The sequence below is a fragment of the Bradyrhizobium sp. 26S5 genome (genome assembly GCF_036923295.1).
GTDB lineage: Bacteria > Pseudomonadota > Alphaproteobacteria > Rhizobiales > Xanthobacteraceae > Bradyrhizobium > Bradyrhizobium septentrionale.
Genome location: NZ_CP145948.1, coordinates 1,246,819 through 1,261,013, shown reverse-complemented (window position 1 = coordinate 1,261,013; position 14,195 = coordinate 1,246,819). Strand labels below are relative to the sequence as shown.

The 14,195-nt window shown below is 60.4% G+C and carries 11 protein-coding genes and 3 pseudogenes; 8 read left to right on the top strand and 6 right to left on the bottom strand.

Translation table 11 applies throughout. The features are described from left to right. Position 1 precedes the first annotated feature (1 nt). The 6 genes from istB (at position 2) to V5279_RS06005 (ending at position 6,163) form a co-directional block, all read left to right on the top strand. Complete coding sequence (gene istB / locus V5279_RS06030) at positions 2 to 865, top strand: IS21-like element helper ATPase IstB (protein ID WP_338687724.1); 864 nt, start codon at positions 2 to 4, stop codon at positions 863 to 865. A 152-nt stretch (positions 866 to 1,017) separates the two neighbouring features. Beyond that, positions 1,018 to 1,983 carry a thiolase family protein gene (locus tag V5279_RS06025; protein WP_338695834.1) on the top strand — a complete coding sequence of 322 codons (966 nt, stop codon included), beginning with the start codon at positions 1,018 to 1,020 and terminating at the stop codon, positions 1,981 to 1,983. 1 nt (position 1,984) lies between these two features. Beyond that, entirely contained in the window at positions 1,985 to 2,419 is a 435-nt protein-coding gene (locus V5279_RS06020; RefSeq protein ID WP_338695832.1) for an OB-fold domain-containing protein, read from the top strand. Beyond that, positions 2,416 to 3,942 (top strand): class I adenylate-forming enzyme family protein, encoded by a 1,527-nt coding sequence (locus V5279_RS06015; protein ID WP_338695830.1) that lies wholly within the window; start codon positions 2,416 to 2,418, stop codon positions 3,940 to 3,942. The genes V5279_RS06020 and V5279_RS06015 overlap by 4 nt, the downstream gene beginning before the upstream one ends. Before the next feature lie 43 nt (positions 3,943 to 3,985). Further along, positions 3,986 to 4,597, top strand: a complete 612-nt coding sequence (locus tag V5279_RS06010; RefSeq protein WP_338695828.1) for a TetR/AcrR family transcriptional regulator — start codon at positions 3,986 to 3,988, stop codon at positions 4,595 to 4,597. Between the two features lie 933 nt (positions 4,598 to 5,530). Next, positions 5,531 to 6,163, top strand: a complete 633-nt coding sequence (locus tag V5279_RS06005; RefSeq protein WP_338695826.1) for a hypothetical protein — start codon at positions 5,531 to 5,533, stop codon at positions 6,161 to 6,163. 3 nt (positions 6,164 to 6,166) lie between these two features. On the opposite strand, the gene tenA is transcribed toward V5279_RS06005, so the two are convergent. The 4 genes and pseudogenes from tenA to V5279_RS05985 all read right to left on the bottom strand — a co-directional run. After that, the gene (gene tenA / locus V5279_RS06000; RefSeq protein ID WP_338695824.1) at positions 6,167 to 6,841 is read right to left on the bottom strand and encodes a thiaminase II; all 675 of its coding nucleotides are present in this window, start codon (positions 6,839 to 6,841) and stop codon (positions 6,167 to 6,169) included. Positions 6,842 to 7,236: 395 nt separating this feature from the next. Continuing rightward, positions 7,237 to 7,536, bottom strand: a pseudogene (locus V5279_RS05995) (MFS transporter); the annotation flags it as partial. Positions 7,537 to 8,374: 838 nt separating this feature from the next. Next, positions 8,375 to 8,890 (bottom strand): hypothetical protein, encoded by a 516-nt coding sequence (locus V5279_RS05990; protein WP_338695822.1) that lies wholly within the window; start codon positions 8,888 to 8,890, stop codon positions 8,375 to 8,377. 322 nt (positions 8,891 to 9,212) lie between these two features. Beyond that, positions 9,213 to 9,716 (bottom strand): annotated as a pseudogene (locus V5279_RS05985) (ATP-binding protein); the annotation flags it as partial. Positions 9,717 to 10,022: 306 nt separating this feature from the next. On the opposite strand from V5279_RS05985, the gene V5279_RS05980 reads away from it, so the two are divergent. After that, on the top strand, positions 10,023 to 10,211 hold the full coding sequence (locus V5279_RS05980) for a hypothetical protein (protein WP_207835012.1): 189 nt from the start codon (positions 10,023 to 10,025) through the stop codon (positions 10,209 to 10,211). Next, positions 10,192 to 12,261 (top strand): recombinase family protein, encoded by a 2,070-nt coding sequence (locus V5279_RS05975; protein ID WP_173640842.1) that lies wholly within the window; start codon positions 10,192 to 10,194, stop codon positions 12,259 to 12,261. The genes V5279_RS05980 and V5279_RS05975 overlap by 20 nt, the downstream gene beginning before the upstream one ends. Positions 12,262 to 12,295: 34 nt before the next feature. On the opposite strand, the pseudogene V5279_RS05970 reads toward V5279_RS05975, so the two are convergent. After that, positions 12,296 to 12,643, bottom strand: a pseudogene (locus V5279_RS05970) (ATP-binding protein); the annotation flags it as partial. Continuing rightward, positions 12,640 to 14,172, bottom strand: coding sequence for an IS21 family transposase (gene istA, locus V5279_RS05965; RefSeq protein ID WP_422389058.1), 1,533 nt, complete (start codon positions 14,170 to 14,172; stop codon positions 12,640 to 12,642). The gene istA and the pseudogene V5279_RS05970, both read right to left, overlap by 4 nt. Positions 14,173 to 14,195: the final 23 nt, after the last annotated feature.

Genomic DNA, 14,195 nt, shown 5'->3' with positions numbered 1-14,195 from the left:
GATGGAACGAACCCAAATCTTCGACCTCATGGGCGAACTGAAGCTCTACGGCATGAAGGCCGCCTTCGACGAGATCATGGCAACCGCCGTCAAGCGCCAGCACGAACCTCAGCGCATTGTCGGCGACCTGCTCAACGCCGAGATCAACGAGAAGCAAGCAAGGTCGATCAAATACCAGCTCACCATTGCCAAGCTGCCGCTTGCCAAGGACATCGCCGACTTCCAGTTCGACGGCACGCCGATCAATCAGACGCTCGTCAATGATCTCGCTGGCGGCGGCTTCATCGCCCAACAACGCAACGTCGTGCTGGTTGGCGGAACCGGCACAGGCAAGACCCACCTGGCCATTGCCATCGCCAGAAGCTGCATCCGATCCGGTGCCCGCGGCCGCTTCTTCAACGTAGTCGACCTCGTCAATCGCCTCGAGACCGAGACCCGCAACGGACGGCAAGGACGGCTCGCCGAGCATCTGACCCGGATGGACTTCATCGTGCTGGATGAACTCGGCTATTTGCCCTTCGCCCAGTCCGGTGGACAGCTTCTCTTCCACCTCGTCAGCCGGCTCTATGAGCGGGCCTCCATCATCGTGACCACCAATCTCGCCTTCGGCGAATGGCCGAGCGTGTTCGGCGACGCCAAAATGACCACCGCGCTGCTCGACCGATTGACCCATCACTGCGACATCGTCGAGACCGGCAACGACAGCTGGCGATTCAAGAGCCGAGACGACGATCACGCCACCCGCGCTCGTCTCGCCTCCGCTATCCCGGCCAGCTCCGACGAGACGAGCGCTACCAGCAAACCCCGCCGCACGAAGGGGTCAAAATTGGACGCCGATGAGGGGTCAAATTTGCAGGCCGATTGACAGATGTACGTACCGGGCGGACATCCTATGAGCTTGCGGGAGACGCACTCGACGGGATCCTGGCCCGGACTAACATCGATAAGTCTGAAATCGATGGGCTTTCCGTTTCAGAAACTATGAGCGAGAGCGCTAATCCATTTTGGGCGCAGTACATGGCTGACGTACTGGGCATCTCGCCGAGCTGGCTCGAACTGATGGGATTGGGCGGCGTATCGAGCATCGGCGGCGTAGCGCGGGCTGCAATGGCGATCCGCGGCGGCATGTGCTCGATTGCGTTGGTCCTTGCAGCCGACGCGCAATCCAGTGGCACGACCCCGGAGCAGGGGGCACAGCGCCACGAGTTTCAATATCCAACCGGCTTGCGCGGACCAGTCGGTGCCTTCGGCATGATCATGCGCCGCTATGACCACCTTTACGGCCTGAACAGGGACGCATTGGCAAAGCTGGCGGTCACTCAGCGCCAGCATTCAATCTTGAATGACAATGCCTGCCCGCGGTTGCGCAAGCCGATGACCGAGCGCGACTATCTGAATTCGAAATTGGTCTCGGACCCGCTGCGTGTACTGGACAGCGTCATGGTCTGCGATGGTGCGAATGCCGTTTTGGTGATGTCCGCGGCAGAGGCGACGAGGCGAGGTCTCAAGGCGGTCTATCCGACAAGCTATGCGGAAAGGACACACTACAAGGTGACCGAGCCGATGACTGAAATCATGGATTCCGGATTTCTCGAGGCCGGTCCACGGGCGCTCAAGCAGGCCGGGCTCAAAGCCTCGGACATCCAGTCGTTTCATCCATATGATGATTTCATCATCGCCATCATGTTGCAGCTTGAGCAGATCGGCTTTTGCTCACAGGGTGCGGGTGCGGATTTTGTCCTCAGTCGGGACATGACGTTCAAGGGAGATTTGCCGCTCAACACCGGAGGCGGTCAGATATCTGCCGGTCAACCGGGACTCGCGGGCGGCGGGCTTAATCTAGTTGAGGCCGTTCGGCAAATGTTTGGTGACGGCGGTCCGCGTCAAATCAAGAGAACTCAGAATGCCATGGTGACCGGTATCGGCGGCATTCCCTATGCGCGCAACTGGTGCACGTCCGGCGTGATGATCCTGGAGCAATGATATGATCGGACATAACAACAAGCCCCAACGCCCACTGCCCAAGATCGGCTCCTATCTCGATACCAAAGAGTTTTGGAGCGGGGCTAAGCGCGGCAAGCTTATGCTGCAGTTCTGCACACAGACGCAAAGGTACCAGCATTATCCGCGGCCGATTAGTCTCTATACCGGTCGACATACGATCGAATGGCGCGAGACCTCGGGAAAGGGCACAATCTACTCGTGGACGGTAACGCGCTCGCCCTGGCCCGGTCATGAGGCGCGGGCGCCTTACCTTTGCGCCTATGTCGACCTCGCGGAGGGAGTGCGGTTTCTGTGCAATCTCGTCGATTGTTCAGAGGACGAAGTTTCCATCGGCATGCCGGTCGAGGTTCGCTGGGACCGGCTAGACGACGACACCGTCTATCCTGACTTCGCTCCTGTAAGGGTCGGGCCGTGAAGCTTACATCCTATCTGGCTGCGCAAGCGCAGGCTTTTCCCGACAAATCTGCACTCGTCTGCGGCGAAACCCGCGTGACGTTTCGTCAACTGCACGAGGACAGCGATCGTATAGCGACGGCATTGCGCAAGTCGGGCGTTGGCATCGGCGATCGGGTGGCAATGTGCCTGCCCAACTGCTGCGAGTTCGTCACAGTCTTTTTCGCAATTGTGAAGAGTGGCGCGCTGGCAATGCCGATCAACATGCGATTGTCAGCCAACGAGATTGCGACCATCTTTGCGGACGCGACGCCGGCTGCGGTTTTCTTCAGTGAAGACGAGCGTGCGGTGGTCGAGAATATCTGTGGCGGAGCCGTCGTCCGCCGCTTCGTGATCGGGCCTTCCGGCGGCTCGGCTGAACTTTCTATTGCGTCGATGCTCGCATGTCAGCCGGAACCAATCGAACTACCTCCCGAGCATGATGATTGCATGATTTCCTACACGTCCGGCACGACTGGACACCCAAAAGGCGTCATCACCACGCAGGCAAACTATATCGTTGGAAACGGCTTCCTGAACGCCATGTACTGGAAGCTGTCGCCCGATGATCGCATCGTCGTGACGACGCCACTTGCGCATCGCACGGCATTTGCACGGGTCGGCAATATGGCAGTGCTGGGCGCGACGCTGTATATTATGCCTCGCTTTGACGTGAATGAAGCGATGCAACTGATCGAGGCGGAAAAGATCAGTTTGATTTCGATCGTTCCGACCGTCGGACGAATGATGTTGCCAGTCATCGAGGCCGAACCGACCCGGTTCAGTTCATTGCGCGTGCTGGTCGCAACGGGCGAGGCTTTTCCAGCTGAGATCAAGCGGCGTTTACTTTCAGCGTTGCCGACGCTTGAGATATTTTCATTTTTCGCGATGACAGAGGCAGGGTCGCTGGCAATGCTCAAGCCGGACGAACAATTCGACCATGGGGCTTCAGTCGGTCGCGTAACCCCCGGTGTCGAAATGCGCCTCGCTGATCCGGACGGGCGGACGGTCAACAGCGGCGAAGCAGGCGAGATTTGGGTGAGATGCGGCTTGCCCGGACAGTACTTGCTGTTCAGGACTTACTTCAATCAACCGCAGGCGATGCGAGACGCCTTCCAGGAAGGCTGGTTCAAGACAGGCGACATCGGCCGTTTCGATGAGGACGGATTTCTTTACATTGTCGACCGCAAGAAAGACATGGTGCTGTCGGGCGGGTATAACATCTACTCCAAAGAGGTCGAGCACGTGCTGCTCCGATATAACGGGGTTGCCGACGCCGCTGTCGTAGGCGTGCCCGATGACGTTTACGGAGAAGCCGTTGCTGCGTTCATTGAGCCTGAGGCGGATGTTATCCTCACTGAGGACGAGTTGATTCGATGGTGTGCCTCTGAGCTTGCGAGCTATAAAAAGCCGAAGCACGTGGTGTTCTTGCGTCAATTGCCGAGAAACAGCACCGGCAAGGTAACCAAGAATGAATTGCGGACGCTATTCCGCACACGACACTGACAGGCTAAGTGTGCCCACCTGAGGAACGAGCGTAACATCGCAAATGGCCGTCAATTCCCTCAAACGGGTGCCACAGCCCGAAACCCGTGGAAAATTGCAACAGAAATACATTGCAGGCGTGGTGTATGACCTCATCGCGGATTCAGGGATAGAGAACCTTACGATGCGGCAAGTTGCCGATGCTGCCAAGGTAAGCCTGGGTACCATCACGTATCATTTTCGTAGCAAGGAAGCGTTGATCGCCGCCGCGCTGGAAGCTGGTTATGAATTGCCGGATGACTGGGATCAATATAAGGGCTCGCCAGCCGCCCAGCTTCGCCGCATTGCTTTATCCTACGCATTGCAGTCGCCCAAGGAGCGCTGGTGGAATTTCTGGATAAACTATGTCGCAATGAGCACCCGCGACCCTGAAGTCCAAACGGTTCAAAGCAAACGCTTCGATAAACAGCGCCGGTTCTGGATCAAGCTTCTTACGGAAGGCAAGGAGCTCGGCGAAATCCGCGGCGACCTATCGATCGAGGAGACCGTCGATCGGATGCTGGTTGAGGTGCACGGTCATGTCATTCTCCAATTGGTTAAGTCCAGTCCGAAGGCGCGGTTGAATGCGCGCGAAGCGATAAACAGGATGGTCGACGCGATCCTGGTGAAGCCGTAGTGGCAATTCCGAATTTAGCGGGCACCGCAGAACACGCCCACGCCTTCCGGCCGGAGCTTTTGTCGTTGGATCTGGTGGGGCCGGAGCGTTTCCCTGCATGCCGATCACTAGCTGCGCTGGAGTTGCTTCGCCAAGCTCTGCGCTACCGCGGCTACTTCCGCTCAAAGGGCCGTTCGCCCTGCCTACGATGAGTGCAGACGGATTGGATCATGCACAATCCCCTTGCGGCGCGGAGAACGCCTCGCCGGATTGCACGCTCAGGTCAGCCTGACCACTCATAACGATCTGGTTGCAGGTTCATGTACTTTCGGGCCCACAATCCGGCATCCGAGTGCGGGTCGCCCCGAAGCTATCCGGCACGAACTAAGTGTCTTGTTCTGGAACGTAGGGCAATGGATGGCCTATTCATGACAAGACCCCATTGCTGCCAGGTCGATCCAGCGGAAATTCCAGGTCGGAACCGAGTTCGATTCCGGTCGAGGCGATTGTGGAGACCGGAACGGCGGGGACGGGTCTGCTACTGGAACCCCACTGTTTTACTTTTTACCGGCTGGTACCGCGTCCCCTGTTGGTATTCCTCTTGGCATCGACAACAAAGAGCTAGGGAAGTCGGCTTAAATTCAAGAGGTCATTGGCCTAATCGTTTGTCGGCCAGGTGACGCCGATCAAGCGCGGCACCCAGGCTTGAGCCGCCCATCTTCAGGCGTGATCGATGCTGCCTGGTTCAATCCGTGGCAAGCTCGTGTCGTGTCATGGTCGTCGACGCTTGAGCGTCTCGTCCTGGAGGCCAGCGATTCGTCGCGAATCGCGACGAGCGCACTCCTGATCTCGACAATGTCGCCGGCCGCATTTGATGCGATGTCAGGGTCGGAAGTCCCCGCGGGGACAACATCTTCCGTGCGGATAGGGTACACAAACAGATTTGGGTCGTTAATGAGGGCCTACGAACTTGTTGGCTACAGGCCTGAGGCTCGGTACCGCTTTTTGGAGGTCGCGGCAGAAATTGATCGCACGATCTGCTCTGTAGTCGATGACATCATCATCAATCTCAGGGGACGCGGCGTGAACGCCTCGTTTTTGCACGAGCTGTACTTTATTACGATTTCCGGCGGATTGACTGTATCAGTTGCGGTGGCGCGCGCCGTCTCGGACGGTGACACCAGATCGCGTCGGTGGGAGGTCCGGAGGCTCAAGTACCAAAGGGCCGAACTAACACTGTTGATTCGAATGGACAGCGGCAACAGCCGCATTCGCGATTATTTTCTTCTGCCAACCGCAACCCTTCCATTGACGAAGGACAGAAAGAAGCTACGCGTTTCGGATCGTCTCTTCACTCGAATGCGCCTCGACAGCTTTGAAGCCGTTATGGCGGCGCTTTATGGCAGGCTGCGCATGTCGCGAGACGAAAGTCGCATGACCAGCGTTCGTCCGCGGTCTAATCAAAATGAAAATGTGACTATCCGTGATTCAGGAACACAAACTAGGCCAGCCGATGCCAGCACAATCAAGAAAAGCCGCGCCAAACGAAAAGACCGGCCGCGGCCGGTACTGATCGAGCGCAGATAGGGCCTATTCAACACGCTGCCCTGCGCGCCAGCCCATCTCCCAGAAGTCTGCCTCGAGTCGGGTGGCTTCCTTGAAGATCGCAATCAGCTCTGCCTCGCGGGCCGGTGTGGCGTAGAGATCGGCGAGATGCTCCATGTGCGCCCGCGCTTTCGCCGCGACCTCCTGGTACGGCGCGCCAGCGTACTCGGCGATCCAAACGCGATAGGCGTTCGTCGCAGCGTCCGCATTGGGTCGCGAGGAGAGCCGCGTTGCGATCTCCGCGTACCCGATCACGCAGGGGGCAAGCGCCACCTTGAGTGCCAGCAAATCGCCGCGCATTCCTACGTCGAGCACGTAGCGTGTATAGGCCAGCATCTCGACCGCCGGAGGGGTTTGTTCAAGGTCGCCCGGGGACAGACCCCAACCGGCGCAGAGCTTCACATGCAGATTCATCTCGACATCAAGGATAGCCGAGAGGCCGGCAGCTGCTTCACGCATGTCGGCAAGTTTGGGCGACTTATAGACCGAGAGCGCGTAGGCGCGAGCAAACTCGATGAGGAACAGGTAGTCCTGAGCGAGGTAGTGACGAAACGCCGCTTCGGGGAGCGAGCCGTCTGCCAATCCGTTCGTGAAGGGATGCTCGGTGTAGGCCCGCCACTCAGCGGATGCTTCTGTCTTTAGACGCTCGAAGAAACTCACGATCTTTTTCGCCTGGCTTGCTTTTCCATGAACGTCGTTGGCTCGCTACCGATAGCGCATTGCAAACCGGGTGGACGCTGCCTTGACGGGCCGCCGCGATATGGTACGACCGCGTAGGGAATTCGCTTGCCGTCGGTCGACGGGACTGACTTGCGCTCTTCACCTTATCACCGGCGCGAATCGCGCAACGACTCGAGAGCAATTCATCAGGTTGAGTGAAGTCGCAAGCAGTACTCGAACCTGTGACCCAGTCATTGCGAACGATTGCTTTTAGAAGCAGACCGCGTTTCCGTCGCCGTGGTAGCTAGTAGTTTTGGCTTCGAGCGAAGATTATGGCAAGTTGTTGATTTAGCTGGTACAGTTGGGTGGGCTTGAACCACCGACCTCCTGTTCCACAGATAGAGGGTCATGACCGCCGCCAACGCGAGCGGCAGCACAATGCCTCCCACGCAAACCGACCATCCGAAGCGATCAAATAGTTGGCCGAGCACCGCAGTGCCAACCAGCCCGCCGAAAAAATAGCATGCCAGTTAAGTCCCGCTCGCCACACCGCGATTCTTCTGCGCGGCACGCCCGACAAATCCGGTCGCAGCCGCCTGCGCAAAGAACGTCCCCACACCGACCACGACCAGTCCGGTCAGCACAGCGGCGAGATGAGAGGTCAGCAACAACGGTATTCCCAGCCCGGCCAATGCTCGCAGCGGGAAACGAGGTCACTGTTGCACGCAGGCTATTGCGGGAAGATCAGAGAGGGATGCAGTATCGAAGCTGCCGACCTCCAAGAGACAAATCGGCGGATCAAGTGACGGCCCCAGCACTGGCCCCCCAGCCCCCAGAAGTGCTGGGGCCGTTTCTATTTGGAACATGGGCGGGACGGCTACAGTTATCGCAGGTTCGGGCCGGCCAGCGGTACCGGACGATGAACCTAGCGTGCCCAACTCGGCCTCAGCTTGTACCCCTCGCTGGGGCCGTTTCTTTGGGTACTCGCGGCGGGGGACGGTCGCCGCTGGTTCGCAAAGATATCTGGAGCTGGTGCGCCTTCATTGCGATGGCCATCGGACCGCGGCCCAATTGCTCGGCAATTTTGCCAGCGGGTAATTTGCCCGCCATAGCTTGTAACTTTTCGATTTCTTCGGCGGTCCAGGAGCGCTTCAACATCTTTCCACCTCCGCCAACGAAAAGTTGGCCCGAACCTCCTAGGCAGAAAAACACGAAAGGTTCCTAGCCGGCCGCCTCGAACCCGTTAGCAAATGAGCAACCCGATTGGCGCACGCTTCCTTCGGGACGGGACCGATGGGGACGCAACGCGGTCGCGTTTCGGGGAGGAGCCTGGCGCGCGGGCCCTGGCGCCGGCTCCTCTTCCACTTACTGTGAACACGTCACACGAGCGTGACCCGGCGGGAAAAAATAGCAACTTGGGCACTGCACTGACGTTTGCTCGCGCTTGGGAAATATTCAGGGCCCAGGTTTAAGGAATGAACGCCGCCGGGCACGTTTTTCTGAGACCGGCGGCGTACTTTTGCGGATTCTACGTCACACCCGATCTCGCGGCTCAAGACGGTGCACTACCGACATTATCGGCCACGTGTCTACATCCTGTTCGGCCTCAAACAGGAAGCCAGTCACAAGCTGCTCGGCTAGGCGCAACACGAGCAGTGCGTCCTCTTGATACTCGGGCAATTGGCAAGCGAGCTGAACCGCATGACGTCTGCGCCAGGGCTGCTCTTTCGGTTCTTTCCATAGCATCCCTCCCCAAGCCGTCCCGATCTGCTCCGCCATGCCGTCAAGGTCGCCAAGCCCGTTGTCGTCCTCGTGCTCCCGGTCGTCACGGCCGGACAATGCCCAGTGTTCCTGGTTCGCGTAGGTGTCGCTGTATTGAGTGGCTGAGGTGCCCGGCCCCTTGTGGCCGATCACTATCCGCGCGGGTGCTGTTGGATGGGTTTCCGTTGCCCCCAAGCTGGGCTCGTGGTCAGCGCGGTCTAGCTCAGCATCCACTTTGACCCGCTCCGCGCCGAGCCGCTGCCGCGAAGAATGCCGCTGGTCGGTCATGCGGTTGAAGGTGCCGAGATCTAACCCGCGATCGTCGCCGCTGCCCCCCGGCCTTGGCCTTGGCCTGGAAACGCCTCTTGGAAGCCGAGGGATCCTCGCCATCGTCCTCGAGCTCGCGGCAGACGTAGTCGTCGGTCTTGTCGAGACTAGCTGTCAATCGGCGTTCGACTGGGACCCCCTATCGGCATCCAAAAGGGACCCCTATAGCGCGACAATCAGGATGAGAGCGGCGCGTCAATCAAGATGAGACGAGGCGGCCGAGTCAGGAGATAATTGACGCTGGCCGCCTACTTGGCAAGCGTTGATTGACGCTGCGCGACAATCAAGCGGCGCTGCCAGCGTCAATCACAGTCTTGTCGAGTTCGTTGGGGGTCGTGTGAACAGGTGGCCGGCCTGGACCGCGCTTGCGATCGAGGGCAACTTTTCGACGGTAACTTTCGACGTTCATCTCGAGGATCGTGGCGTGGTGGACCAAACGATCGATGGCAGCCAACGTCATTGCCTGGTCCGGGAAGATACGCCCCCATTCGCCAAATGGCTGATTGGCCGTGATCAGCAGCGAGCGTCGTTCGTAGCGGGCGGCGATCAACTCGAACAGCACACTGGTTTCCGCCTGATCCTTGCTCACATATGTGATGTCGTCGAGGATCAGGAGGTCATAGCGATCGAGTTTGGCGATCGCGGACTCCAGCGCCAGCTCGCGCCGCGCGACCTGCAGCCGTTGCACCAGATCAGTGGTGCGCGCGAAGAGAACGCGCCAACCGTTCTCGACGAGAGCCAGGCCGATCGCCGTGCCGAGATGGGTCTTGCCGCCGCCCGGCGGGCCAGCGTCATAATGCCGGGTGTCTGGGATCTGAGGTTGAGATCCTCTACCCATTTCATCCGCGATGTGGAGCGTTAGTCGTCGTTGTCGCCCGCAAGCGGCTCGGGAGTGAGACGCATTTTGTTATCAGACAACCTGATGCGACGTTAACGCTTCTGCCGGCATGGATGACGGCCCCCGCCGCCGCTTCCTTCCGACTGACGGCTGATCCGCGGCTTCCGGTGGATCGTCTGCTGGAGGCGCGCGTTCTTGCCGACGCGGTCTTAGCCTCCTCTCCCAGGGAATCGTCCCAATCGCGAGGAGGCGGTCATGGCGGACGCATCACGTCGTCAGGGGGATCTTTTCGGGAGCCCTCCAAAATACAGCAGCATTCCAATCGAAGCCCACCAGCAAATGTTGGAGCTGTTGAAGGAGCTTCTGACCGAAGCACTCACCGACAGCGCGGTCGACGCAAACGACGTGAACCGGGAGGACAGCGGTGAGCAAGATCACGCCTGAGCACCTTGCTCGCCAGGCCGTCGTGTACGTTCGTCAGTCGACGGCCGACCAGGTTATCAACAACCGAGAGAGCCAGCGCCGCCAGTACGGCTTGGCCGACCGTGCGCGGCAGCTGGGCTGGAGCGAGGTGGTCGTGATCGACGATGATCTCGGTCGCTCTGGTGGCGGCACCACGCGTCCCGGGTTCGAGAAGCTGCTTGCCGCCATTTGCGAAGGGCGAGTTGGCGCTGTGGTCTCGATTGAGGCCTCTCGGCTGGCCCGCAACGGCAGGGATTGGCATACGCTCCTGGAGTTCTGCGGGCTCGTCGGAACACTGATCGCCGATGAGGACGGCGTCTATGATCCGCGCCACCCCAATGATCGCCTTCTGCTCGGCATGAAGGGCACAATGAGCGAGATGGAGCTGTCTATCTTTCGGCAGCGCTCGCTTGAAGCCTTGAAGCAGAAGGCCCGCAGGGGGGAGCTCTTCCTCAACGTTGCAATCGGTTATCTCAAAGTCTCCCACGATCGGATCGAGAAGGACCCTGATCGGCGCATTCAGGAGGCGCTCGCACTCGTGTTCACCAGGTTTGCTGAGATGCAGACACTTCGCCAGGTCCACCTGTGGTTACGGCAAGAACGAATCACTTTGCCCGCGGTCAGCCATGGCCCCGAGGGTCGCCACGTCGAGTGGAAGTTACCAGTCTACAATACGATCTATCACATCCTTACCAATCCCATCTATGCTGGCGCCTACGCCTTCGGGCGCTCGGGCAGTCGGGTGACGATCGAGGCCGGCCGCAAGAGGATCGTGCGGGGCTTCCGGCGGGAGCGCAGCGACTGGGAAGTTTTGATCAAGGATCACCATGAGGGCTACATTACGTGGGCGGAGTTCGAGAGGAATCAGCGCTTGATCACCGATAACGCCAATGGGAAGAGCTTCATGAGTCGTGGCTCGGTCCGCTGCGGCGAGGCCCTTCTTGCAGGGCTCCTTCGTTGCGGTCACTGCGGTCGCAAACTTCACGTTGCCTACAGTGGCACGCACGGCACTGTTGGGCGTTATCATTGCCGCGGTAGCCAGATCAACCATGGCGGAGATCCGTGCATCTCATTCGGCGGCCTGCGCGTGGATCGCGCAATCAGCGCGGAAGTCATCGCACGTTTGCAGCCGCTCGGTGTCAAGGCTGCGCTGGCTGCCATGGAGGCTCGCGGCCGTGAGCACGCCGAGAAGCTGCGCCAACTTGAACTGGCTCTGGAGCAAGCGCGCTATGAGGCCACTCGTGCTCGTCGGCACTATGAGGCCGTCGATCCCGACCATCGCTTGGTAGCTGGCGAGTTGGAGCGGCGTTGGAATGAACGCCTGCTGGCTGTCCGCGCGCTCGAGGATGAGCGCGGGGCGTTTTTAGCCAAGCCGGAGACGACTCTGAGCGAGGCGGATCGCGAGCGGTTACTCGCGCTTGGCTCCGATTTGGAGCGAGCCTGGAACAGCCCTGGGGCGACGCCTGCGACGCGCAAGCGGATCATCCGAACTGTGATCCGCGAGATCGTTGTGCGCGTCCACGATGAGGCGATCGAGCTTGTCATCCACTGGCAGGGCGGCGATCATACAGCACTGAAGACCAGGAAGAACCGTACGGGTCAACACCGCTGGAGGACGTCCGCGGATGCCATCGATCTCGTGCGTGTTCTGGCACGGCAGATGCCCGACAACACGATCGCGGCAGTCCTCAACCGGGCCGGCAAGTCGACGGGGCGGGGTAACAATTGGACCCGCGCCCGCGTTTGCCACTTGCGCAACCAGCAGGCTATCGCGCCCTACCGAGAGGGCGAACGCAAGGAGAGAGGAGAAATCACTCTGGATGAAGCCGCCGCAGCCTTGCAGGTCAGCCCATCGACGGTTCACCGTCTGATCGCGGAGCAGAGCTTACCTGCGCACCAGCTGTGCAAAGGCGCACCTTGGGTGATCAAAGCGCTTGATCTGGAGCAACCCGAGGTCAAGAAGGCCGCGCAGGCGCGACGCTTCCGGCGGCCGCCGTCCGACGATCTGCGCCAAAGAGAGCTTGAACTATAACGGCATAGCGAGGTGAGCAGTATGAATCGGACTCGGGTGGACCGAACAAGAGCAAATTGGCGCCGGCCTTCAACCAGGCGTCGCCAGCGGCGAGCGCCATCGCCTGTGCCTTTGATAGCATCGGCACGCTTTCGAAGTCGAAGGTGGCGAGCGTCTTGCCGGCGGGCAAACGCGCTTCCACCATGTGTCGCTCGATCCGACGGCGGGTGCGATCGGCCGCCTCGTGCTCGGCAAGGGCGGCGAGGAAGCGGGCGGCAGGCCACCCTTCCTTGTCCGACTGTGCGGCGAGCTTCGGCCAGATCGCCTTGACGCCCGGCAGGCGGAGCTCATTGAGAAGCAGCTCGACACGGGCAGCATCGACGGAGGTAGCGATACCGGTCATGCTGCCTCTCCCAGGTTCGAGCGGCCCGACATGACGCTGACGGAGGCGAGTTCATCGTAGACGTCGAGCGGCGCCAGCTTGACGGCGACACGCGGGATCGAGGCCGCCTCGGGTCGGAAGCGGTCGCGCAGCGCGGCAAGATCGGGTAACTGTCCGGCGTCCAGATCCATCGCGATCACCTCGGCGAGTTCTGCTTCGCAGGCGCGCTCGTGAGCCAGCGCCAGAAGCTCGACCGTCACCTTGCAGGCGCGCCGGTCATCACCATGCTCCCGCAAGGTCTCGAACAGACGTTTGTAAGCTGCACGCGGGAAGAGTTGGTCGCGATAAACGAGATTGAGGAGCGCCATCGGCTTGCGCCGCAGGGCATGGATGACGTGCCGGTAATCCACAACATGACCGCCCTGGCTCTCGGACACAGGCCGACCGCGCCGCAGCGTCACGACCGGCGTGACGCCAAGGAAGCATTCGAGCCGGTCGTCGAAGATGCGCACACGCAGGCGATGGCCGATCAATCTTGAAGGCACGGTGTAGAATACGCGCCGCAGGATGAAGCCGCCTGACGACGTCACCGGGATCACTTTCTCCTCGAAGTCGGTCGTGCGGCCTTTTGGCAGCGGCGCCAAGGCCTCCTTCTCGAGCGCGATCGGCTTGGCGAGGTTGGCGTTGCGCCGGCCGACAATCTCGTCGACAAAAGCCCGGTACGCATCGAGACTGGCGAACTCGCGCGTCCCCCGCAGCAACAGCGCATCTTCCAGTGCCCGCTTGAGATGGCCGTGCGCGCTCTCGATCGAGCCGTTCTCATGTGCGATGCCCGCATTGTTGCGCGTTGGCGCCATGCCATAGTGGCCCATCAGCCCGGCGTAGCGCTGCGTCAGATCCCCCCGTGCGTCGGCGGCCAGATTGCGGAATGCTGCCGACAGGCTGTCGCTGCGATGCTCCCGCGGCACGCCGCCAAGCGCCCACAGCGCGTTCTGCAAGCCCTCCGCCAGGGCGACGAAGCTTTCGCCGCCGAGCACGACATGGACATGCTCGAAGCCGGAGAACGCCAACCGGAAGTGATAGAGCCGGTGATCGAGCGGCTCACCCGCGATGGTAATACCGAGCGCGCTCACGTCGGTGAAGTCGGACAGACCCAGGCGGCCGGGCTCGTGCTGCTGGCGGAAGATCACGTCCTGTTCGGGGCCGTTGAGCGCCCGCCAGGCGTTGATGCGCCGCTCCAGCGTGCGGCGGATGTTCGGGTTCAAGTCATGATGCCGTCGGCGCAGCTCGTCCAGCACGCCGATCACGCGGATGCCGGGCGCAGCCTTCAGGATCGGAACGATCTCGGCGTCCCAATACTGCCCGAGCGGATCGGACCGGCGCCGGCCCCTCGGCGTCTTCTTCTGCGATGGCGGGCGACAATCGCCCTCGATTCGATACGCGCTTGCCTTCGAGAACCCCGCCTTGGCCGCGGCGGCCTCGGGGGACAGTGTCAGTCGGTACGTCATGTACAGCCTCATCTGGTGGTCGGTGATGTGGAGGCCAGGCAAGGCATCGATTCCCTCTTGTCGAG